At 71.5% G+C, this 21,074-nt stretch carries 19 protein-coding genes; 7 read left to right on the top strand and 12 right to left on the bottom strand.

Going from position 1 to position 21,074, the window contains the following annotated elements; all coding sequences use genetic code 11:
- Positions 1-10: 10 nt before the first annotated feature.
- From GUY59_RS16975 to GUY59_RS16955, 5 genes are read right to left on the bottom strand one after another with little or no spacing between them, the layout of a single operon-like run.
- Positions 11-1,180: a M24 family metallopeptidase gene (locus GUY59_RS16975; protein WP_138201351.1), complete on the bottom strand. Its 1,170-nt coding sequence runs from the start codon at positions 1,178-1,180 to the stop codon at positions 11-13.
- Positions 1,177-2,025, bottom strand: coding sequence for an ABC transporter permease (locus GUY59_RS16970; RefSeq protein ID WP_138201352.1), 849 nt, complete (start codon positions 2,023-2,025; stop codon positions 1,177-1,179). Before GUY59_RS16970 ends, GUY59_RS16975 begins: the two co-directional genes overlap by 4 nt.
- Entirely contained in the window at positions 2,022-2,975 is a 954-nt protein-coding gene (locus GUY59_RS16965; RefSeq protein WP_138201353.1) for an ABC transporter permease, read from the bottom strand. The genes GUY59_RS16970 and GUY59_RS16965 overlap by 4 nt, the downstream gene beginning before the upstream one ends.
- Positions 2,976-2,979: 4 nt before the next feature.
- Positions 2,980-4,563, bottom strand: coding sequence for an ABC transporter substrate-binding protein (locus GUY59_RS16960; RefSeq protein WP_138201354.1), 1,584 nt, complete (start codon positions 4,561-4,563; stop codon positions 2,980-2,982).
- Positions 4,563-5,771, bottom strand: a complete 1,209-nt coding sequence (locus GUY59_RS16955; protein ID WP_132336454.1) for a dipeptidase — start codon at positions 5,769-5,771, stop codon at positions 4,563-4,565. The genes GUY59_RS16960 and GUY59_RS16955 overlap by 1 nt, the downstream gene beginning before the upstream one ends.
- A gap of 145 nt (positions 5,772-5,916) precedes the next feature.
- Here GUY59_RS16955 and GUY59_RS16950 point away from each other — a divergent pair, with 145 nt between their 5' ends.
- Together GUY59_RS16950 and GUY59_RS16945 are read left to right on the top strand one after the other, a co-directional pair.
- Positions 5,917-6,918 (top strand): ABC transporter ATP-binding protein, encoded by a 1,002-nt coding sequence (locus GUY59_RS16950; RefSeq protein WP_138201355.1) that lies wholly within the window; start codon positions 5,917-5,919, stop codon positions 6,916-6,918.
- The gene (locus GUY59_RS16945) at positions 6,902-7,927 is read left to right on the top strand and encodes an ABC transporter ATP-binding protein (protein WP_138201356.1); all 1,026 of its coding nucleotides are present in this window, start codon (positions 6,902-6,904) and stop codon (positions 7,925-7,927) included. Before GUY59_RS16950 ends, GUY59_RS16945 begins: the two co-directional genes overlap by 17 nt.
- A gap of 16 nt (positions 7,928-7,943) precedes the next feature.
- Here GUY59_RS16945 and GUY59_RS50730 read toward each other — a convergent pair whose 3' ends face one another.
- The 6 genes from GUY59_RS50730 to GUY59_RS16915 all read right to left on the bottom strand — a co-directional run bounded on the left by GUY59_RS50730 (position 7,944) and on the right by GUY59_RS16915 (position 13,862).
- Positions 7,944-9,542, bottom strand: coding sequence for a fused response regulator/phosphatase (locus GUY59_RS50730; protein WP_138201357.1), 1,599 nt, complete (start codon positions 9,540-9,542; stop codon positions 7,944-7,946).
- Positions 9,539-11,203, bottom strand: coding sequence for an ATP-binding response regulator (locus GUY59_RS16935; protein WP_138201358.1), 1,665 nt, complete (start codon positions 11,201-11,203; stop codon positions 9,539-9,541). The genes GUY59_RS50730 and GUY59_RS16935 overlap by 4 nt, the downstream gene beginning before the upstream one ends.
- Positions 11,200-12,204 carry an ATP-binding protein gene (locus GUY59_RS16930; RefSeq protein ID WP_138201359.1) on the bottom strand — a complete coding sequence of 335 codons (1,005 nt, stop codon included), beginning with the start codon at positions 12,202-12,204 and terminating at the stop codon, positions 11,200-11,202. The genes GUY59_RS16935 and GUY59_RS16930 overlap by 4 nt, the downstream gene beginning before the upstream one ends.
- An 85-nt stretch (positions 12,205-12,289) precedes the next feature.
- The gene (locus GUY59_RS16925; RefSeq protein WP_138201360.1) at positions 12,290-12,685 is read right to left on the bottom strand and encodes an ATP-binding protein; all 396 of its coding nucleotides are present in this window, start codon (positions 12,683-12,685) and stop codon (positions 12,290-12,292) included.
- A complete protein-coding gene (locus GUY59_RS16920; protein WP_132336440.1) occupies positions 12,682-13,047 on the bottom strand; it encodes an STAS domain-containing protein in 366 nt (121 codons plus the stop codon). The genes GUY59_RS16925 and GUY59_RS16920 overlap by 4 nt, the downstream gene beginning before the upstream one ends.
- Complete coding sequence (locus GUY59_RS16915) at positions 13,047-13,862, bottom strand: STAS domain-containing protein (protein ID WP_330849171.1); 816 nt, start codon at positions 13,860-13,862, stop codon at positions 13,047-13,049. The genes GUY59_RS16920 and GUY59_RS16915 overlap by 1 nt, the downstream gene beginning before the upstream one ends.
- Before the next feature lie 161 nt (positions 13,863-14,023).
- On the opposite strand from GUY59_RS16915, the gene GUY59_RS16910 reads away from it, so the two are divergent.
- The 4 genes from GUY59_RS16910 to GUY59_RS16895 all read left to right on the top strand — a co-directional run bounded on the left by GUY59_RS16910 (position 14,024) and on the right by GUY59_RS16895 (position 18,087).
- Positions 14,024-14,803, top strand: a complete 780-nt coding sequence (locus GUY59_RS16910) for an alpha/beta hydrolase (RefSeq protein ID WP_138201362.1) — start codon at positions 14,024-14,026, stop codon at positions 14,801-14,803.
- Between the two features lie 117 nt (positions 14,804-14,920).
- Positions 14,921-15,565 carry a biliverdin-producing heme oxygenase gene (locus tag GUY59_RS16905; RefSeq protein WP_138201363.1) on the top strand — a complete coding sequence of 215 codons (645 nt, stop codon included), beginning with the start codon at positions 14,921-14,923 and terminating at the stop codon, positions 15,563-15,565.
- A 452-nt stretch (positions 15,566-16,017) separates the two neighbouring features.
- A complete protein-coding gene (locus tag GUY59_RS16900; RefSeq protein ID WP_138201364.1) occupies positions 16,018-16,626 on the top strand; it encodes a TetR/AcrR family transcriptional regulator in 609 nt (202 codons plus the stop codon).
- Between the two features lie 12 nt (positions 16,627-16,638).
- On the top strand, positions 16,639-18,087 hold the full coding sequence (locus GUY59_RS16895) for an MFS transporter (protein WP_138201365.1): 1,449 nt from the start codon (positions 16,639-16,641) through the stop codon (positions 18,085-18,087).
- 6 nt (positions 18,088-18,093) lie between these two features.
- Here GUY59_RS16895 and GUY59_RS16890 read toward each other — a convergent pair whose 3' ends face one another.
- Positions 18,094-19,326, bottom strand: coding sequence for a cytochrome P450 (locus GUY59_RS16890; RefSeq protein ID WP_138201366.1), 1,233 nt, complete (start codon positions 19,324-19,326; stop codon positions 18,094-18,096).
- A gap of 154 nt (positions 19,327-19,480) precedes the next feature.
- On the opposite strand from GUY59_RS16890, the gene GUY59_RS16885 reads away from it, so the two are divergent.
- Positions 19,481-20,860: an FG-GAP and VCBS repeat-containing protein gene (locus GUY59_RS16885; protein ID WP_138201367.1), complete on the top strand. Its 1,380-nt coding sequence runs from the start codon at positions 19,481-19,483 to the stop codon at positions 20,858-20,860.
- Positions 20,861-21,074 lie beyond the last annotated feature (214 nt).

Raw genomic sequence — 21,074 nt, 5'->3', positions numbered from 1 at the left:
AGGCTGCCTTTCAGATGATGACGTCGGTGAGCTCGCGCGGGTACGCCGTGAGCCGGCGCGGTCCCGTCTCGGTGACCAGGACGGTGTCGGAGATGCGGTAGCCGGCGTGACCCGGCACGTAGACGCCGGGCTCGCTGGACAGGATCATGCCGGGGGCCAGTTCGGTGGCGTCGCCGTCGGACAGCCACGGCGGCTCGTGGAAGCCGAGCCCGATGCCGTGCCCCTGCCGGTGGCGGATGTGCTCGGCCAGCCCGGCCTCCTCGATGATCCTCAGGCAGCGGCGGTTGGCCTCCTCGCAGGTGACACCCGCGACCAGCGCCTCGGTGCCGGTCTCCTGGGCCTCGCGGACGGTCTCGTAGTAGCGGGCCTGCCGCGTGGTCGGCTCGCCGATGACGAACGTGCGCTCGCTCTCGACGAACCTGCCGCCGACCGCGCAGCCGAGCGAGAGCATGAACGTCTCCCCCTTGCGCAGCCGGTCGCCGCCGGGCAGGCGGTGCGGCTGGGCCGAGTTGGGGCCGCCGTAGACGAGGCCGCCGGTGAGCATGGGCACGACGACGACGTCCGTGTGCCTGGCGTACATGAGGGAGCTGCCGTGGGAGATGACGTGGGAGGCCAACTCCGTCTCGGTGGGCAGGTCGCCGCCCGCCTCGACGGCTGCCCTGACCAGCTCGACGCCAGCCTCGATCATCGCGTCGGCGATGCGGGCGGCCTCCTCGTGCAGGGCGATCTCCTCGGGGAGTTTGCGCAGCCGTACGCGGCCGACCGCGTTCGAGACCGCCCAGCGGGTGCCGGGGAACGCCTCGGCCAGCGCCTGCGCCCTGGCGACGCTGGTGGAGAGCGCGTACGCGGCCTTGTCCGGCGCGGGCACGTGCCCGGACAGCACCGCGAACGGCGACCTGACGCCGGGGAACTCGGGATAGGCGACGATCTCGGCCCGCGCTCCCTGGTCCGCGGCGTACTCCCGTTCCAGGTCGGGTACGAGCAGCACCGGGTCGCCGTCGAGCGGCAGCCAGCAGGCGACCGGGCGCTCGTTCGGGAAGTGGTGGAAGCCGGTCAGGTAGGCGACGTCGAGCGGGTCGTCGAGCACCATCGCCGCCAGGCCCTCGGCGGACATCCCGGCCCGGACCCGGCCGAGCGCGCCGGCGTAGAAGGCGTCGGGCAGCTTGTGTGAGAAGGTCATGCATCGCTCCTGTGGTTGCGAGCGTCGTTGTAGGCCACGGACAGCAGGGTCGTGGACAGCACCAGCAGCAGGATCGCCGCCGACGGGAAGAGGGTGGTCCACCAGGCGGAGGCCAGGGAGCCCGACTGCTGCGCCTTGTGCAGGATCGTGCCCCACGACCAGCTGTTCGGGTCGCCCAGGCCGAGGAAGGAGAGCCCGGCCTCGGCGAGCACGGCGCGGGAGGTGGTCAGCACGACTGACACGCCGACGACGGGGACGACACCGGGCAGCAGGTGCTTGCGGACGATCCACCACGACGAGCCGCCGACGACCTTGGCCGCCGACACGAACGGCATGGGCACGATCGCCAGCGCCTGCGAGCGCACCACGCGGGCCACCTCCGGCCAGCTGAACAGCGCGATGACCACGACCAGCGTGCGCACGCTCGGTCCGGCCAGCGCCGCCACCAGGATCATCAGCGGCAGCATGGGCAGCGACAGGGAAAGGTCCACCAGCACGCCGAGCGGCGTGTCGAGCCGCCTGAAGTAGGCGGCGCTGACGCCGATCAGCAGCCCGATGACGATGGCCAGCACGGACGCGCTGAGGCCGACCGCCATGCTGACCCGGGTGCCCCAGACGACCTGGGCGAACACGTCCTGCCCGATGTCGTCGGTGCCGAACCAGTGCGCGGCCGACGGCGGCTGCGAGGTGTCGGAGCCGTACCCCTCGGGGAAGGGCGCGAGCAGGGGCGCGAGGACGGCGATCAGGGACAGCAGGAGGAGCACGGCCCCGCTGCCCACGCCGAGCGGGTTGCGGCGGAAGGCGGACCAGGTCCGCTGACGGGGGGTGAGCTCGACCGTCGTCATGAGGTACGCACCCTGGGATCGAGGATTCCGTAGGCCACGTCCGTGAGGAGGTTGGCCACCACGACGGCGGCGGCGAGCAGCACGAACGCGCCCTGCAGGACGGGGAAGTCGAGCTGGCCGACCGCCTCGAAGACGGCCCGGCCGATGCCCGGGTAGGCGTAGATGGTCTCGGTCAGCACCGCGCCGCCGACCAGCGTGCCGAGCTGGAGGCCGGCGATGGTGGTGGTCGGCAGCAGCGCGTTGCGGAGGGCGTGCTTCCACACGACCTTGCCCGGCTTGACCCCCTTCGCCTTGGCCAGCGACACGTAGTCCTCGCCGAGCGCGTCGATCAGCGTGGTGCGCATCGTCAGCACGTAGCCGCCGAGCTGGATGAGCACCAGCGACAGGCACGGCAGCACCAGGTGGTGCAGCATGCTGAGGGTGGCGCCGAAGCCGGTGGCGTCGAGGTCGACCGCCCCGCCGATGGGGAACCAGCCGAGCCAGACGCCCAGCACGTACATGAGGAAGATGCCGACGCTCGGTACGAACAGCGACTGCGCGGTGACGCCGGTGAGCTGGATCACGCGGTCCATCCAGCCCTTGGCCCGGGTGGCGGCGAGAACGCCGAGCGGGATGCCCAACGCGATCGTCACCACCATGGCCGAGATCGTCAGGATCAGCGTCCAGGGCAGCCGCTCCATGAGCACGGTGGTCACCGGGACCGACTGCCGGAACGACATGCCGAGGTTGCCCTGCAGCAGCTGCCCGAGATAGTTGAGGTACTGCACGCCGAGCGGCTGGTCCAGGCCGAAGTCGGCGAGCAGCTTCTGACGCAGTTCCTCGGTCATGTTCGGGTCGGCCACGGCCAGCACCGGGTCGCCGGGCAGCAGGCGTACCAGGAAGAACGTGACCGTGACCGCGAACCAGAGGGTGAGCAGGCCGCGGGCCAGCCGGATGCCGATGAACCGCATGGGATCAGCCCGCCGGCTTCGCCGCGGCGAGGGAGAGCGGGTTCAGGATGGACAGCAGCTCGCTCGGCATCGGCTTGAACCCGGTCCACTGCGTGGAGTGGGCGATGTTGAACGTCTCCACGTACAGGACGTTGTCGTAGACCTGGTCGTGGATGATCCTCGCGGCCTCCTGGATCGGCTTCTTGGCCTCCTCCTGGGTGAGCGCCCGCTGCCCCTGGTCGATCAGGTCGTCCAGCTTGGGGTCGCTGACCTGGGCGTAGTTGATGAACCCGCCGGTCTTGAAGGCCAGGCCGAGGTTGGCGGGCGGGTTGTCCATGACCGCCCACGAGCCGGCGTAGATGTCGAAGTCCCGCTTGGTGGTCTTGTCGAGGTACGTGTTGCGCTCCAGGCCTTGCAGCTTGATCGTGATGCCGGCCTTCTTCGCCGCGTCGCGGACCATGGGGGCCCAGCGGGCGATGTTCGGGTCGGCCTGGTCGTAGATCATGTTCAGGCTGAGGTTGCTCACGCCCGCCTCCGCCAGCAGTTTCTTGGACTGCTCGGGGTCGAAGGCGTACTCCTTCGCCGCGGGGTCGGCGTAGTCGGGCAGCGAGGGGGTGAGCACGCTGGAGTTGGACGACTTGGCGTAGCCCTTGAGCGCGATCTTCCTGATGGCCTCGTAGTCGACGGCGTGCGCGAGCGCCCTGCGGACGCGGACGTCGTCCAGCGGCTTGCGCTTGGTGTTGTACTGCAGGTGCGCCCAGCCCAGCGACGGGATCTGCTGGAGCTTGACCTTCGGATCGGTCTTCAGCTCGGCCGCGGTGGCGGGCGGCAGCACGTTGCCGATGAGGTCGATCTCGCCGTTGCGCAGGGCGAGCACCTCGGTGTTCACGTCGGGGAAGACCCGGAAGACGACCTCCTTGATCGCCGGCTTGCCGGGGCCGAAGTCGTCGACGCGCTCCATGATGTAGCGCTGGCCGCGCTCGACCTTGGTGAGCTTGAACGGGCCCGCGCTCACCCAGTCGGAGTCGTTGGCGAACTTCTGCACGCTGGGCGCCTTCTCGAACACGTGCTTGGGCACGATCGGCAGCCAGAAGCCGACGTTGTCCAGGAATGTGCCGTCCGGGCGGCTGAGGACGAACTCGACCTCGGTGGGTGAGACGGCCTTCGCCTTGTCCAGCGCCGTGATGAGCCCGGCGACCACGCCGAACTTCTCCTTCTGCACCGCCGTCACCGAGAACACCACGTCGTCGGCGGTGACCGGCTTGCCGTCGGACCACTTCATGTCGTCGCGCAGCTTGACCGTGGCGGTCTTGCCGTCATCGGAGTAGGACCACTCGGTTGCCAGGTAGGGGACGCGCTTGCCGGCGCCGTCCATCTGGGTCAGATGCGGGTACATCAGGCTGGTGACCCACGAGTCCGTACGGCTGTTGCCGACCAGCGGGTTGTAGTTGACCACGTCGGCGGTGGTGCCGATGGTCAGCCGGCCGGCCTCGGCGGGCGCGCCGGATCCGCCGGTCGGCTGCGACGAGCCGGGCACGCTCGGGGCGCACGCGGCGGTCAGCGCGACGGCCAGGGCGGCCAGGGCGGCCAGGACGGTGGCACGTCTCATCAGATCCAGACCTCTTCCAGCACGCGCATGACGTTGCCGCCGACCACCTTGGTGATCTCCTCGTCGGAGTAACCGTGGGTGACCAGCCAGGCGATGATGTTCCAGAAGCACTCGGCGGGGTTCTCCAGGCCGTCGACGTACGGCACCTTGTCGTAGGCGATGCCGGCGTGCGCCTCGTTGAGCGACAGGTGCTCGGCGAACGTGTCGTGCAGTCCGACGTGGTCGCCGAAGAGCGTGTCGGGGCCGAACGCGACGTGGTCGATGCCGACCAGGTCCACACAGTACGTGAAGTGGTCCATGACCGACTCCAGGCTGTGACGGGGGTGGTCGGGCGACAGCGTCGTGTGCGGGGCCGCCTCCAGGCCGATCACGCCGCCGCGCTCGGCCGCCGCCTTGATGACGGAGTCGGGCTTCATGCGGTTGGTCGGCCACACCGCGCGGGCGCCCGCGTGGGTGATGAGGATCGGCTTGGTGGAGTGGCGGATGGTGTCGAGCGAGGTCTGGTCGCCGGAGTGGGAGACGTCGATGGCGATGCCCAGTTTGTTCATGCGGCGCACGGCCTTCTCGCCGAACAGGGTCAGGCCGCCGTCGCCGCGCTCCTTGAGGCCGCTGCCCAGGGCGTTGGCCTCGCTGTAGGCGATGCCCATCTGCCGTACGCCGAAGCCGTACAGCATGTCGATCCTGTCGACCTCGTTCTCGATCATGGTGGCGGCCTCGAGGGCGAGCACGAGGCCGACGCGGCCGCTGGAGTGCGCCTCGTGCACGTCGGCCAGGCGCTCGACCTTGATGACGTAGTCCTGGTGGGCGAGGTCAGACAGGCGCATGCCGATGTCGGCGACCACGTCGTTCCACTTCCAGCCGGCCTGGCTGGTGATGCAGCAGGTGCCGTCCATGAGGTTGTCGAAGACGACGGTCATGCCGGAGCGGGCCAGGCCCTCGAAGCCGGTGTGGTGGCGGGCGGTGCGGTTGTAGTCGACGGTCTGGCGGATGTCGTCGGGGAAGACCGACGGGTGGTCGTGCAGGGAGACGACGAGGTTGTCGGTCAGCAGGCGGCGGACGCGCTCGGACTGCTCGGTGGTGAGCTCGGGCCCCTGGTACGCGGGGACCCGGCCGAGTTCGGGCGCCAGGTCGAACGTGCGGTAGTCGGCGCCCGCCTCCAGGTATTCGTAGGAACGGTAGCCCTTGTAGCTCTTCGCGGCTTCCAGCACTTGATATCCCCTCTTGTCCGATTGCCGGAAGTTTGCCAGAATCAGGCGTATAAGACAATATCAATGGTGTTTTTCGGCGTCAGGCGGTAATCACACGCCATCATTCGGCACAGTGAATCGTCCGGCCCAGTGAGGAAGGGGTGCGGTGGGCGAGTCACCGGTTCTGGAGATCCGTGGCCTCCACGTCACGTTCACCGCGCGCGGGCGGGAGATCCACGCGGTGCGCGGGGTGGACCTGACCATCGAGCGCGGCCAGACACTGGCCTTGCTCGGCGAGTCGGGCTCGGGCAAGTCCGTCACCGCCAAGGCCGTCATGGGGCTGCTCGACCAGCCCGGCGTGGAGGTGCGCTCGGCGTCCGCCCGGCTCGGCGGCCGCGACCTGCTCGCCATGTCCGCCGAGGAACGCCGGGCGCTGCGCGGCAGCGCCATGACCCTGGTCTTCCAGGACGCCCTGTCGGCGCTCAACCCGGTGCTGAGCATCGGCGACCAGATCGGGGAGCTCTTCCGCGTCCACCAGGGGTCGTCCCGCAAGGAGGCGAGGTCCCGCTCGGTCGAACTGCTCGACCTGGTGGGCATCCCGGCGGCGGCCACGCGGATCGGCGACTACCCCCACCAGTTCTCCGGAGGCATGCGGCAGCGCATCCTCGTCGCCATGGCGGTGGCGCTCGAACCCGACCTGATCATCGCCGACGAGCCGACCACCGCCCTCGACGTCACCGTGCAGGCGCAGATCCTGGAGCTCATCGACCGGCTGCGACGCGAGCTCGGCACCGCCGTCCTGCTCATCACCCACGACCTGGGGGTGGCCGCCGAGGTCAGCGACCAGGTCGCGGTGATGTACGCGGGCCGGATCGTGGAGAGCGGCCGGGCCGAGGAGCTGTACGACCGGCCGGCCCACCCGTACACGGCCGCGCTGCTCGCCGCCGTGCCCGACCTGGACAGGCCGGCGTCGGAGCTGCGCGCCATCCCCGGAGCGCCGCCCAGCCCCGCGCTCACGCCGCCCGGATGCTCGTTCGCCCCTCGCTGCGAGCGGGCGAGCGACGTGTGCACCGGCAACCGCCCGGTGCTCGCGCCGCTCGGGACCGGCGCCGGCCGGTACGCCGCCTGCCACCACGTGAAGGAGATGCTCGATGGCGCCCCCGCCTGAACCCGCCGCCACCGCCTCGCCCACCACCGCCGGGCCGGGCGAGACGGTGCTGCGCGCCACCGGGCTGCACAAGACCTACCGCGGCGGGATGCTCTCGCGCGGCGGCGCCGTACGCGCGGTCGCAGGCGTGGACCTGGAGCTGCGGGCCGGGGAGACGCTGGGCATCGTCGGCGAGTCCGGCTGCGGCAAGTCCACGCTGGCCCGCATGCTGGTCGGCCTCGAACGCCCCGACCAGGGCGAGGTGACCTTCCGCGACCGGCCGTTCTTCACCCGCGGCGGCGTGCCGCGCGACATCCGCCGCCGCGTCCAGATGGTCTTCCAGGACCCGCTGACCTCGCTCAATCCCCGCATGACCGTGCTCGACATCGTGGCCGAGCCGCTGCGCGTGCACCGGCTGTGCGCGGACGCCCGCGCCCTGCGCGAGCGGGTCGGGGAGCTGCTGTCGCTGGTGGGCCTGCCGCCCGAGCGGATGAACCGCTACCCGCACGAGTTCTCCGGCGGCCAGCGGCAGCGCATCGGCATCGCCCGCGCGCTGGCCACCGAGCCGGACGTGATCGTGTGCGACGAGCCGGTCTCGGCGCTGGACATGTCGGTGCAGGCGCAGGTGGTCAACCTGTTCGCCGAACTGCAGCGCACGCTCGGGGTGGCGCTGGTGTTCATCGCCCACGACCTGGCCGTGGTACGGCACGTGTCGCACCGCGTGGCCGTGATGTACCTGGGCCGGCTGGCGGAGACCGGGCCGGCGGCCGCGGTGTACGGCAGCCCCGCGCATCCGTACACGATGGCCCTGCTGTCGGCGGCCCCCGCGGCCAAGCCGCGGCTGCGCGGACGCAAGCGCATCATGCTGGCCGGAGACCCGCCGAGCCCCGTGGCGCCGCCGCCCGGCTGCCGCTTCCACACGCGCTGCTGGAAGGCGACCGACCGGTGCGCCGGGCAGGAACCCGCACTCGAGCCCGTCGCCGAAGGCGGCCACGACGCCGCCTGTCACTACGCCGAACGGCCGTCCTGACGTACCGGCCCCGGGCTCACGGCTCCCGGCGCAGGACGACCAGCGCGACGTCGTCCCCGCGTACGCCGAACGCCCCCAGGAAGCGCTCGGCGAACTGCTCCAGGTCGTTCTCGACCGTCTCCGCCAGCCGCCTGGCCACCTCCAGGCCGGCGTCGAGCGTGGTGGTGCGGTCCTCCACCAGGCCGTCGGTGAACAGCACCATTGTGCCGCCGGGCGGCAGCTTCAGCCGGTCGACCTCGTAGCGCTCCGGCAGGACGCCCAGCAGCAGGTTGCCCAGGCTGTGGTAGGCGGAACGGGGCCCGGCGAGCAGGGGCGGGATGTGGCCGGCGTTGGCCACCTCGACCTCGCCCGTGGCCGGGTCGACGAGCACCAGGCAGAGGGTGGCCGTCACGCGCGGGTGGTAGCGCCGTACCATCCGGTTGAGCAGGTCGAGCGTGGCGCTCAGGTCGACCTGGGCGATCAGCGTGGCCCGCATGGCGTGGCGGATCTCCGCCATCACGGTCGCGGCGTGCAGCGAGTGGCCCTCCACGTCGCCGATCGCCACCAGCACCCGGTGGTCGATCGGCAGCACCTCGTAGAAGTCTCCGCCGACCTCGACGTTGTCCACGGCCGGCTGGTAGCGCATGGCCAGGCGCAGGCCGGGCACGTCGGGGATGCCGGTGGGCAGCAGGCTGCGCTGCAGGGTGAGCGCGATCGCGTGCTCCTCGGTGTAGGCGCGCAGCGCGTCTACGGCCAGCGCCAGTTGCTGGCCCACCTGGCGCAGCAGGTTGACCTCGTCGGCGTCGAGCGGCGGGCCGCTCGCCACGCCCAGGTAGACCGGGGACCTGGACTTCCTCGTCCGGCAGAGCACGCCGGTGGTCGGGCCTTCGAGGTCCACGCCGGGCAGGAGGGCCCGCCAGCCCGCGGCTTCCACCGTGAAGACCTGGGCCTGCGCGGCTCCCTCGGGCACCGTACGGGAGAGCCGGTCGAGCACCTCGGGGCCGGCCGTGTGGGAGGTGGCCGGCTCGCCCGGCCGGGCGCAGGAGCGCCGCGTCCTGCCCTCCGGCAGCAGCGCCAGAGCGCCGCAGAAGCGGCCGAGCAGGTCGGACGTGCCCTCGGCGGCCACCCCGAGCATCTGGTCGAAGGTCTCCGCCTCGTTCATCCTGAGCGTCACGTCGGCCAGCCTGGCCAGCCGCCGGGCCATGAGCTCGGCCCGCCACCGTGCCCGGTAGTAGCGCAGCATGGCCCGCACGGTGGCGGCGAACTCGGCGGGCTCGATCGGCTCGATCAGGTACGCGTCGGCACCGCGTTCCAGCCCTTCCGCGCGGTCGGCCACCGTGATGGCGTTGGCCGACACCTGGATGACGGGGATCGACGCGGTGGCCGGATCGGCCTTGATCCGCTCGCACACCTCGAACCCGGATATGTCGGGCAGCCGTACGTCGAGGACGACCAGGTCGATCGGTCCCTCGGCCAGCTTGCGCAGCGCCTCCTCCCCTCCGCTCGCCTCGACCACGTTGTGCCCGGATCTGCGCAGCCATCTCGCGAGGATGTAGCGCTTGGTCGGCGTGTCGTCGACCACGAGGACGGTTCCCGGCTGCGTGCCCGCCGCGGGGGCGAGCTGCTGCTGCGTCACGCTCCGCCCCCTCTCGCCTGGCGGATGGCCTGGATCAGCTGGTCCCGGCGCAGCCCCTGCTTGGGCAGCACCGCCTTGCCCTCCGGCGCGTGCTGCGGCTGCACGGTCACCACGACCACGGGGATCCGGCTCAGCCGATCGTCCTCGGCCATCCGCAGCAGCAGCGCGTGCCCGTCCACGCGCGGCATGAGCAGGTCGATGAGCACCACGTCGGGCGGCTCGGCGGCCATCGCCTCCAGGGCGGCGGCCCCGTCGGCCGCCTCGTCGACGTGAACGGCGAAGCCGTGCAGCATGCGGCGGGCGGCCGCGCGGAACACCTCGTCGTCGTCGGCGACGAGCACCCGCTCCACTTCGGGCGGGCCGCCGTGGTGGGGCAGCCTGAGCGCGGCGGTGGTGCCCTCGCCCGGCGTGCTGGCCAGCTCAAGGGTGCCGCCGAGCGCCTCGGCCAGCCTGCGCGCGTACGGCAGGCCGAGGCCGGTGCCCCTGGCCCCGACCTGGAAGGAGCCCGGCACCTGGTAGAAGTCCTCGAACACGCGCCTCAGGTGCTCGGGCGGGATGCCGATGCCGGTGTCGGTCACCGTGATGACGATCTCGTTCCTGTCGTCGTCGGCGCGGGCCTCCAGCCGCACCTCGCCGCAATCGGTGAACTTCAGCGCGTTGGACAGCAGGTTGCGCAGGATCGTGACGAGCATGCCCTCGTCCACGTGCAGCACCGCGGCCTCGGGCGCCACGTGGTGGCTCAGCTCGACGCCGCCCCGCACGCGCGTCGGGCGCATCGTCACGTGCAGGTGCTCGGCCACGTCCGTCAGGCTGACCGTAGTGGGGTGCGGGTCGAGGCGGCCCGACTCGGCCTTGGCCATGTCGAGCAGCTCGCTGACGAGCGCCAGCAGCGTCCTGGTCGAGTTGCCGATGAGCTCGACCTGGTGGGCCTGCTCCTCGGTCAGCGGATCGCCGCCCGGCCCGGTCAGCAGCCCGACCAGGCCGATGACCGAGTTGAGCGGGGTGCGCAGCTCGTGGCTGATGGTGGCCCAGAAACGGTTCCTCGCCTCGTTGGCCTCGCGGAGCTGGCTGGACTTCTCATCCAGCTCGGCGTAGAGGGCGACCACTCCCCTGTTGGTCTCCTCCAGCTCGGCGGAGAGCTGGTTGTACATCGCCAGCACGCCCGTGTTGGTCTCCTGCAGCTCGGCGTTGAGCCGCAGCACGTCGTCCAGGGTGGCGGCCAGTTCCCGGTTCTGGTCCCGCAGCTCCTCGAGTGCGGAGACGGGAGAGAGCCTGGTCAGCCGGTCGCGGAGGTCGGAGATCGGGCCGCGCCGCGGCCGCGGCCGCGGCCGCAACCGCTTGGCGAGCGTGACACGCCCGTCGCCGAGCTCGACCCGGTCGACCAGCCGGCCCGCCAGCCTGACGCCCTCCGACCCGGCCAGGCCCGAGCGTTCTCCGTGGGTCACGGTGATCAGCAGTTCGTCCTCGCCGAGCGCGATCACCGCGAGCGCGCCGCGGCCGTAGACCTCCCTGCCGACCTCGCTGAGCGCCGTCGCCACCCGTACCTGGTCCTGCGGCTCCAGGTCGGCCAGCTCGGCGGCGGCGCGGCCGAGGCGGCGCAGCACGAACACGTCCTGGCCGGCGTTGAGCCGGACCCTGATGAGCTCCGTGGCCGCCTTCACGAGCCCGGCCTCGCCGCCACCACGCACACGTCGTCGCGCCTGGTGCCGGCCTCGCGCAGCAGGCCGGCGGCGATCACGGCGGGGGTGCGGGCGAACAGGCCGGGCATGTGCGCCGGGTCCCAGCGCTCCGACATCCCGTCGGAGTGCATGATCACGGTGGCGTGGCCGGGCAGCTCGTACGTGTGCTGCCGCAACCGCGCCCCCTGGTGACCGGCGATGCCCGGCACCGACACCATGCCCTGCCGTCCCTGGGCGTGCGCGACCCAGCCGGAGACGTTGCCGAGCCCCGCGTAGGTCACCGAGCCGCCGCCCAGCCGGGCCACCGCGAGCGCCCCTCCTCTCGTGACGCCCATCCCCCGGTGCAGGCGGTCGACGATGGCCAGCGGCTCACGCTCCGGCGCCTGAAGGAACAGCTCGATGGCCAGCTGGGAGGCCTGCGCCGCGATGTGACCGTGACCCAGCCCGTCGCAGACCATGATGGTGGTGGCGGCCCCCGTGGTGGAGATGGCGAAGGAGTCGCCGCACACCTGCTCGTCGCCGATGGGCCGGGTCAGGCCGCTGGCGTGCGCCGGCGGAGCGGGTTCGCGGCCCACGGTGAAGTACATCGCGAGCACGGTGCCTCTGCCGGGCAGGGAGTGCACGTCGTAGCCGGTCGCGATGCGGGCGATGGCGCCCATGCCGATGCCGAGCGTCCCCACGGAGGAGTAGCCGTCGCGCAGGGCGCGGGCGATGTCGGCCATGCCCGGCCCCGCGTCGATCGCGACGAGCTCCACCGTGGCGGGGGGCTCGGGGTTCATGCGGACCATGACGCTGCCCTCGACGGCGTGCTTGACGAGGTTGGACACCGCCTCGCTGACGGCCACCGCCACCTGCCCGGCCTGCGTCGCGTCGAATCCGGCCAGACCGGCCAGCTCGACGGCCCGCCGGCGTACGGCGCCCACCGCGCTGGTGTCCTCCGCGCGGATCCAGGCGCCCATCCGCCGGCTGGTCACGTGCCCCATCGCGTCACCTGACCCATTCGGCACCGAGGCCCACTCGGTCGCCCGGCCCATTCGTCATCGCGTCCATTCGTCACCGGGTCATTCGTCACCGGGCCCATTTCGTCACCGTCACCGTCGTGCCCTGCCCCGGCTTGGAGAGCAGGTCGAACTCGTCCACCAGCCGGCGTGACCCGCCGAGCCCGAGTCCGAGGCCCGTGCCGGTGGTCCAGCCGTCGGTGAGCGCCTGCTCGATGTCCGGGATGCCTGGCCCTTCATCGTTGACGACCAGCCTGAGCCCGCGCTTCGCCCCGTTCTCGACGACCTCCACGCGCAGCTCGCCCCGCCCCGCGTAGACGAGGGCGTTGCGCACCAGCTCACTGGCGGCCGTGATGATCTTGGTCTGGTCGATGAGCGACAAGCCCACCTCGATGGCGGCGCTCCTGACGAGCCGGCGTACCGCCACGACGTCGGCGCTGCTCTCGATGACCGCCTCGCGGGTCACCGCGCCGTGCCTCCGACGTGGTTCAGCAGCGCCACCCCTTTCTCCAGATCGAGTGCCGTACGGACGCCGCCGAGTGAGAGGCCGAGCTCCACGAGCGTGATCGCCACGGCCGGCCGCATGCCGACGACCACGGCGTGCGCGTCGAGCATGCGGCACATCGCGGCGATCGTGGCCAGCATCCGCCCGGTGAACGAGTCGACGATCTCGACGGCGGAGATGTCGATGATCACTCCCTTGGCGCCGCGGGAGACGACCGCCGCGGCCAGGTCCTCCTGCAGAACGAGCACGCTCTGGTCGTCCAGGTCCACCTGGATCGAGACGATCAGCAGGTCGCCGAGCTTGAGAATGGGCACCCGATCCACTACGCCTGCTCCGCCCGTACGGTGACGTGCGTGGCCGGCCGGCCGCTCACCTGCACGCCGCTTCGTCTGAAGGCGTGGGCGAGCGCGTCGGCCAGCGACGTCTTGGTCACGATGTCGCCGAACTCGATGCCGAGCGTGACGATGGTGTGCGCGATCTGCGGGCGGATGCCGGAGATGACGCATTCGGCGCCCATGAGCCGTGCCGCGAACACGGTCTTGAGCAGGTGCTGGGCGACCTGGGTGTCGACGGCCGGGACGCCGGTGATGTCGATGACCGCGTGCTCGGCGCCGGTCTCGACCAGCGCCTCCAGCAGCTTCTCCATGACGACCTGGGTGCGGGCCGAGTCGAGCGTGCCGATCAGCGGCACGGCCAGGATGCCGTCCCAGAGCTTGACCACAGGGGTGGACAGTTCGAGCAACTGCTCGGCCTGGTCCATGATGATCTTCTCGCGGGCTTCGGCGTACGCCTCGAACGTGAACAGGCCGAGGTCGTCGATGAGGCGGGCGAACCGGATGAATCCGCGCAGCACCTCGGTGTCGGCGTCGGCGACCACGATTTCGTAGAAGGCCCCCTTCAGGCCGAAGACGGCTTTGGAGGTCTCGGCGGGCGAGTAGCCGACGCGAGCCCGCGACCGCGACAGCTCGGTGAGCAGGCCGCGGAGGTCGGCGAGGTCGCCTCCGCCCTGCTCGATGGCGCCGAGGATGGCGCGGTAGAGCTCCAGCAGTTCGTCGCGCGGCGCGTCGACCGACTGTGCCCACCGGTTGACGACCTGTTCTTCATGGTCGCGGAGCAACTCGCCCACACGCCGTTCCACGTCTGCTTGATCGGACAAAACCTCTCCAAGGGGGTTCTCGGTGTGCACTCCTGGCATCCCCCGGTACACCCTTCTCTGCCCAGAGTCACCCCCGAGTACTACGCGAGGGTTCAAACCGGGCGGGGACGCGGACGACCCGCCGGCTTCCGTACGGTCGCGGCATGTTCAGAAACCTCGCCCTCGCCGGGCTTGTCGCGACCGGCGCGTTCCTGCTGCTGCCGGCGCCGCCGGGCGGGCGGCTGGTGAAGATCTACGGAGAGCTGAAGACGGCCGGCCGGGTGGCGGTCATCGTGCCCGGCACGGACACCACGGCGGAGACGTTCGACGACGGCCCGCACCGGCCCGGCGGCGCCGCGCGGGCGCTGGTGGCCGAGGCCGGCCGGTTGGCCCCCCAGGCGCGGCTGGCGGTGGTGGCGTGGCTGGGCTACGACCCGCCGCGCACGCTGAGCCTGGGCACGGTCGGTGACGGCGCGGCCCGCGCCGGGGCCGCCGAGCTGCGCCGCACGGTCGCGGAGCTGCTCGGGCGCACGAACGCGCCGGTGGCGTTGCTGTGCCACAGCTACGGTTCGGTGGTGTGCGCCAAGGCCATGCCCGGCCTGCCGGTCTCCGACGTGGCCGTCTTCGGCAGCCCGGGCGTCGGTGCGCCGTCGGCGGCCACGCTGACCGCGCCGGCCCGCGCCGGGTCCGTCCGCGCGGCGGGCGGTGTGACCGCACGGCCGCGCGTGTGGGCGGGGCTCGGGGCGGACGACTGGATCAGGTTCGTGCCCAAGACCACGCTCGGCCCGCTGGGGTTCGGCACCGACCCCATGAGCCCCGCCTTCGGCGCCCGCGTGTTCGACGCGGGTTCCGGAGGGCACAGCGACTACTTCGCGCCCGGCACCGCTTCGCTGCGCAACCTGACCATGATCGCGCTGGGGCGATCCGGGCAGGTCACCGCTTGACCGCGGCTGTCCGCGGGTAGGAGGAACTTTGATGACATGGTGTCGTCATCAGCTTGACGCCGGCGGGCGCCGTTTGTGACACTTCGTCATGAAACACCAGCGGACTTGAGGTGAGCTGTGACGACGTCGTTCTCCGAGAGCTTGAGAAACGCCACCTGGGCCGACCACCAGTCGGCCGAGTCCGAGGGCTATCTCACCGAGCTCATGGCCGGCCGGTTGAGTGAGCACGAATACGGCGAGATGGTCGCCCAGCACTACTTCGCCTACACCGCGCTCGACGGGGTGTCACGGGAGCTGGCAGGGCACCCGGTGGCCGGCCGTTTCGTCTTCCCGGAGCTCTATCGCGAGCCCGCTCTCGAACGCGATCTGGCCACCGTCTACGGGCCGCGCTGGCGCGAGCGCATCACGCCGTCCGCGTCCACCGAAGCCCTCGTGGCGCGCATCCGCGAGACGGCCGGCTGGCCGGGCGGCTACATCGCCCACCACTACACCCGCTACCTCGGCGACCTGTCCGGCGGGCAGTTCATCCGCATGGAGCTGCAGAAGATCTACGGCTACGCCAAGGGCGGGGGCGTGGACTTCTACTTCTTCGACGAGCTCGGCAGCCTGCCCCGGTTCAAGAACGAATACCGCTCCCGGCTCGACGCGCTGGAGCTCGACGAGAAAGAGCGGCAGCGCGTCATCGGCGAGGTCAAGCGCGCCTACCGGCTCAACACCGACGTCCTCGCCGAGCTTTTTCACACCGTCAGGGCCGCCGCCTGACCCGGAGCTACCGACCGGCCTGCTCGTCGTAGGGGTCGCGCAGCGGAGTGGCACGCCCGGCGACGTCGGCCTTGATCCCGGCCAGCCGGTGGCCGGCCTCGTTGAGCCCGTCGGCGTCGACCCGCTCCTCCAGCAGGGTCCAGATCTCGCCCGCCTCCGCGAGCCGGCGACGTACGCGTTACGCCTGCATGTGATGCGCTCTCAGTGGCCATCGCGGCCCGTACGTGGCTCGGCTCCTCGATGTCGCCCTCGCCGACCAGCCCCGGCGCCCCTTCGGCGTCCGGCCCCTCATGGACGACAGCGCCGGACACCGAGTCGCGGATGAAGATGCTCGCCGGCCTGAGGACGCCGGGAGTCTTGTGCCGATGGTGGCCGATCATCATGAAGTTGAGCACGCCCTACGTCCGGTATGTTCCGCGGGCGTGATCGCCCGTACGGCCTACCATGGGCATATGCCCCGGATCTCCGCCGCCACCATCGGCGAGCACCGCGCCCAGACGCGCGACCGCATCCTGCAGGCCGTCTCGCGGCTGTCCAGGGAGCAGGGCATCGACGCCATCTCGATGACCGACGTGGCAGGCGAGGCCGGCATCACGCGCACCGTGCTCTACAACTACTTCCCCGACAAGACCGCGCTGCTGCTGGCGTTCACCGAGCGGGTGACCCACTACTTCATCGACAGCTACGAGCGGGAGCTGCCCGCCGGCGCCTCCCCCGCCGACCGGTTGCGGGCGTTCGTACGCCTCCAGCTGGACGGCCTGCTCGCCCACCCGCATCCGGGCGCCGCCGACCTGAGCGTCACCCTCGGGCCCGACGCCTACCAACGGCTGGCCGAGCACGTCGCGCCCATGCAGCGTGTCCTCGTCGAGATCCTGGAGAGCGGCCAGGCGTCGGGCGACTTCCAGGTGCTAGACGTGCCGGCCACGGCGCGGATGATCCTCGCCGTCATCGGCGCGGAGCGGGTGCCGCTGATCAGCGGCGACGTCACGGTGGCGGCGGCCGCCGAGCTGGTCACCGGGTTCGTGCTGCGAGCCCTCGGGGGCGAAGCCGCGCCCCGGTGACAGGATGGGCCTATGACCTCCGGGCCCGAGGAGCAGCCCGCCGGCGAGCACGTCGGCGAGCACGTCGATGAGCACGTCGATGAGCACGTCGAGCTCCGGTCGGCGCGCGGGCGCTGGATCCTGTTCGCGACGGTGCTGGGCTCGGGTCTGGCGCTGCTCGACAGCACCGTGGTCAACGTCGCGCTGCCCTACCTCGGCAGGGAGCTCGACGCCGGCATGGCGGGGCTGCAATGGACGATCAACTCCTACACGCTCACCCTCGCCGGGCTGATCCTGCTCGGCGGCTCGCTCGGTGACCGTTACGGCCGGCGCACCCTCTTCGTCATCGGCGTCGTGTGGTTCGCCGTCGCCTCCGCGCTGTGCGGGCTGTCGCCGAGCATCGAGTTCCTCATCGCGGCCAGGGCCTTGCAGGGCGTCGGCGGCGCGCTGCTCACGCCCGGCTCGCTGGCGATCATCCAGGCGTCGTTCGTCCGGCGCGACCGGCCGCGCGCCGTGGGCACGTGGTCGGGGCTCGGCGGCGTGGCCAGCGCCATCGGACCGCTGCTGGGCGGGTGGCTGGTGCAGACCGCCGGATGGCGGTGGGCGTTCCTGATCAACCTCCCGTTCGCCGCGCTCATCGTGTTCGTCGCCCTGCGGCACGTGCCCGAGAGCAGGGACGAGCAGGCCGCGGGGCGCTTCGACGTGCTGGGCGCGGTCCTCGCGGCGCTGGCGCTGGCCGGGATCACCTACGGGCTGATCCAGCGGGGCGCCCCGGCGCCGCTGCTCGCCGGGCTGCTGCTGGGGGCGGCGTTCGTGGCGGTCGAGGTGCGCCGGTCTCCGGACGCGCTGGTGCCCGTCGACATCTTCCGCGACCGCGTGTTCACGGCCGTCAACGTGGTGACGTTGATCATGTACGCGGCCATGGGCGTGGTGTTCTTCCTGCTCGTGGTGCAGCTCCAGGTCGTCTCCGGCTTCTCCCCCATCGCCGCCGGGCTGGCGATGTTCCCCACGACGATCCTCATGATGGCGTTGTCGGGGCGGGCCGGTGAGCTGGCCAAGCGGGTCGGGCCGCGCTGGCCGATGACGGGCGGGCTGCTGCTGGCGGGCGCCGGTTTCCTGTGGATGAGCACCATCGGGTACGGCGCGTCCTATCCGCTCCAGGTGCTGCCCGCCGTGTTCGTCTTCGGGCTGGGGCTGTCGGGGGTGGTCGCGCCGCTGACCGCGACCGTGCTGGCCACGGTCGAGGACCGCCACGCGGGCACGGCCAGCGGCGTCAACAACGCGGTGGCCCGCACCGGCAGCCTCTTCGCGGTGGCCGCGGTGCCGCCGGTGGTCGGCCTGGTCGGCGACGCGTTCGAGAACCCGCCGGTGTTCGACGCGGGATTCAGGACGGCCATGCTCATCAGCGCCGCCATGATGGTGCTGGCGGCGCTGATCACGGTGCTCACCATCAGGTCGAACGTGCTCGCCGCCGACGACTGACGACGGTCAGAAGGCGAACGCCTGGCTGCGCACGCTGTTGTCGAAGTTCGACAGGAGCAGTTCGGGCTCGCCGACCGAGCGGATGCCGGGCAGCCGGGTCAGCAGCTCGCGGAACATCGTGCGCAGCTCCTGCCTGGCCAGGTTGGCGCCGAGGCAGAAGTGCGGGCCGGGGCCGCCGAAGCCGACGTGCGGCTTGGTGTCGCGGGTGATGTCGAACCTGTCGGGGTCGGGGAAGACCGACTCGTCCCGGTTGGCCGAGCCGTAGAAGAGCACGACCTTGTCGCCCTTCTTCAGCTCAAGGCCGCGCAGCGTGTAGTCCTCGGTGACCGTGCGCCGGAACTGCATGATCGGCGACACGTGGCGGACCATCTCCTCGATGGCGCCGTTGATGTGGGTGTCGAAGTCGCTCATCAGCAGCTCGCGCTGAGCCGGGTTGTCGGTGAGCAGCTTGATGCCGTGGGCCATCGTGTTGCGCGCCGTCTCGTTGCCCGCGACCAGGAGCAGCGCGAAGAACGAGCCGAGCTCCTTGTCGGTCAGCTTCTCCCCGTCGGGGTTGGCGTTGACCAGGAGGGAGACGAGGTCGCCCTTGGGGTCGGCGACGCGCTCGTGGCCGAGCTTGATGACCATGCGCTGCAGCGCGAGCAGGGCCAGCATGTTCTGGCCGGCCATCTGGACGCTGCGGGCCAGGCTCGGGCGCACGCCGGTGTAGGCGGTGGAGATGTCGACGTGCTGGTGCACCTTGGCCCGCAACTCCTGCGGGATGTCCAGCATGTCGCAGATGACGTGGATGGGCAGCCGGGCGGCGACTTGGGAGACGAAGTCGCGCGGGCCCTCCTTGACCACGTCGTCGACGATGCCGGCGCAGGCCGCCTCGATGTCGCTCTGCAGGCCGGCCAGCATCTTCGGGCTGAACGAACGGGTGACGATCCTGCGCAGGCGCGCGTGCCGGGGATCGTCCATGTTGACCATCGACTCCCCGAACACCTGCTTCACCCAGCCGGGCGGCTCCGGGTTGGTGACGGCGGGCTCGCTGGAGAACACCTTGGCGTTGCGGCTGGCCTCGACGACGTCCGCGTGGCGTACGAGGGCGTAGAAGCCCTTGCCCGAGCGGAGGAGCGGCACCTTCTTCTCCGGGAAGAACACCGGAAGCTCCAGCAGGCGAAGCCGGGCGAACGCTTCGTTGCGTTCCTTGAGCGGCTTGCGCCAGAAATGCAGATCAGCGAGGTCGATGTCGTCCACCCGACTATCCTGGCACGGTCCCACGCCGGTCCCGTACGGAAAACCCCGCGCTCGCGGGGCTTGCCGCGGACGGCGGGCGATGTGCATCCCGCCCTCCTGGCCCGTTCCCGCGCCGTTCAGACCTGGTTCGACCCGCCCGGTCATGACTTGCGGTATGAACGCTGTGCTCGCCGCCTGCCTGGTCCTTCCCCTCCTCACCGGTACGACCCCCGCGACGGCCCGCTCGTGCACCGGCCGGCCGCTCGACTTCAACGCCGATGGGCGCCCCGACCTGGCCGTGGCCGCGCCCTACGACGCCGCCAGGGCCGGTTCCGTGACCGTGACGTACGGCTCCGGCAGGACGGCCAAGCTCGTCCAGGACGACGCCGAGCCGGGTGACGCGTTCGGCTCCGCGCTGGCCGCCGGCGACTTCAACGGCGACCGGTGCGCGGACCTGGCCGTGGGGGTGTCGGAGGAGTTCACCGGTGAGCGGGTGCCCGGCGGCGACGGGAACGGGGTCGTGCAGATCTACGACGGCTCCCCCGGCGGCCTGGTGGCCGGCCGGCGGCTGGCACCCGCCGAACCGTCCAGCGACCGGTTCGGCGCGTCCCTGGCCGCGGGCGACCTCGACGGCGACGGCCGGGACGAGCTGGCGGTCGGCTCCCCCGGCCACCGGTCGGGCGGAGCCGTGACCGTGTACTGGATGAAGGGGCGCAAGCCGTACCGGATCACGCAGAAGACCCGGTGGGTACGGCAGCCCGCGCGCGTCACCGACCAATGGGCCGCGGCGCTGACCACCGGCGACTTCGACGGGGACGGCAAAGACGAGTTGGTCGTGGGAGCGCCCGCCGACAGCATCAGCCACGACGGCCAGGGCTCGGCCACCGTCGTCGACGTCCGCGCGAAACGTGCCCGGCTGCTCCATCAGAGCACGCCGGGCATCAAGGGCGCCGCGGAGAAATGGGACGGGTTCGGGGCCTCGCTGGCCACCGGCGACTTCAACGGTGACGGCAAGGACGACCTGGCCATCGGCGTACCCGGCGAAGGGCTCAGCGCCGGCCAGCGGGCCATGGACTACGGCGACGGCACCGTGGACGTGCTGTACGGCTCGCGTGGCGGGCTGCGTACCGACCGGACCGAGGCCTGGTCGCAGAACACGCTCGACGGCAGACCCCGCTACTACGACCGGTTCGGGGCCTCGCTGGCGGCCGGGGACTTCAACGGCGACGGCAGGGACGACCTGGCCATCGGCGTACCCGGGGAGAAGGCCGTCCAGGTGCTGGCGGGACGCGCGGCGGGCGGGCTCACGCGGAAGGGGAACCTGCTGGTCAAGGGCAGAGGACGCGACTTCGGGGCCGCGGTGACCGCCCTGCCCGGGTGGGGCGACGGCCACCGGCCCCTGGCGCGGCGGCGTCCGGTGTACGCGCTCGTGGTGGCCGCGCCCGGCCAGGGGCTCGTCGCGTACGCACCCGGATCCCGCCGGCCGGGCCTGCGCCTGGGCAAGGTACGCCCGCTCAGCGAGGGCACCGGCCTGTACGGCTACGCCTTCGGCTGACCACATCGCTTGGGTCCGCACCTTCCACGGGCCACGCGCTCACCGCTGGGCCGGGCTCCCGCAACCGGCCCAGCGGTGAGCGCGTCGCCTCTGCCGGGCGCGAGCACGCGGGCCTCCCGAACGACGGGCGGGCACAGGATCGCAGCGGGCAGACCCGGAATCCGCGTGGGCCGCGCCGGGACAGGAGTCAGGCCGGTGGGGCGGCGGCCTGGGC

It is taken from the genome of Nonomuraea sp. K271, from assembly GCF_009908215.1.
GTDB lineage: Bacteria > Actinomycetota > Actinomycetes > Streptosporangiales > Streptosporangiaceae > Nonomuraea > Nonomuraea longispora.
Note: the sequence above shows the minus strand (reverse complement) of the source record. Positions and strands in the feature narration are given on the sequence as shown.

Coding starts and splice junctions, on each gene's coding strand:
- GUY59_RS16970 (WP_138201352.1), bottom strand. CDS start 2,025: ATGACGACGGTCGAGCTCACCCCCCGTCAGCGGACCTGGTCCGCCTTC.
- GUY59_RS16975 (WP_138201351.1), bottom strand. CDS start 1,180: ATGACCTTCTCACACAAGCTGCCCGACGCCTTCTACGCCGGCGCGCTC.
- GUY59_RS16930 (WP_138201359.1), bottom strand. CDS start 12,204: ATGGGGCACGTGACCAGCCGGCGGATGGGCGCCTGGATCCGCGCGGAG.
- GUY59_RS16910 (WP_138201362.1), top strand. CDS start 14,024: ATGTTCAGAAACCTCGCCCTCGCCGGGCTTGTCGCGACCGGCGCGTTC.
- GUY59_RS16945 (WP_138201356.1), top strand. CDS start 6,902: ATGGCGCCCCCGCCTGAACCCGCCGCCACCGCCTCGCCCACCACCGCC.
- GUY59_RS16900 (WP_138201364.1), top strand. CDS start 16,018: ATGCCCCGGATCTCCGCCGCCACCATCGGCGAGCACCGCGCCCAGACG.
- GUY59_RS16895 (WP_138201365.1), top strand. CDS start 16,639: ATGACCTCCGGGCCCGAGGAGCAGCCCGCCGGCGAGCACGTCGGCGAG.
- GUY59_RS16960 (WP_138201354.1), bottom strand. CDS start 4,563: ATGAGACGTGCCACCGTCCTGGCCGCCCTGGCCGCCCTGGCCGTCGCG.
- GUY59_RS16885 (WP_138201367.1), top strand. CDS start 19,481: ATGAACGCTGTGCTCGCCGCCTGCCTGGTCCTTCCCCTCCTCACCGGT.
- GUY59_RS16965 (WP_138201353.1), bottom strand. CDS start 2,975: ATGCGGTTCATCGGCATCCGGCTGGCCCGCGGCCTGCTCACCCTCTGG.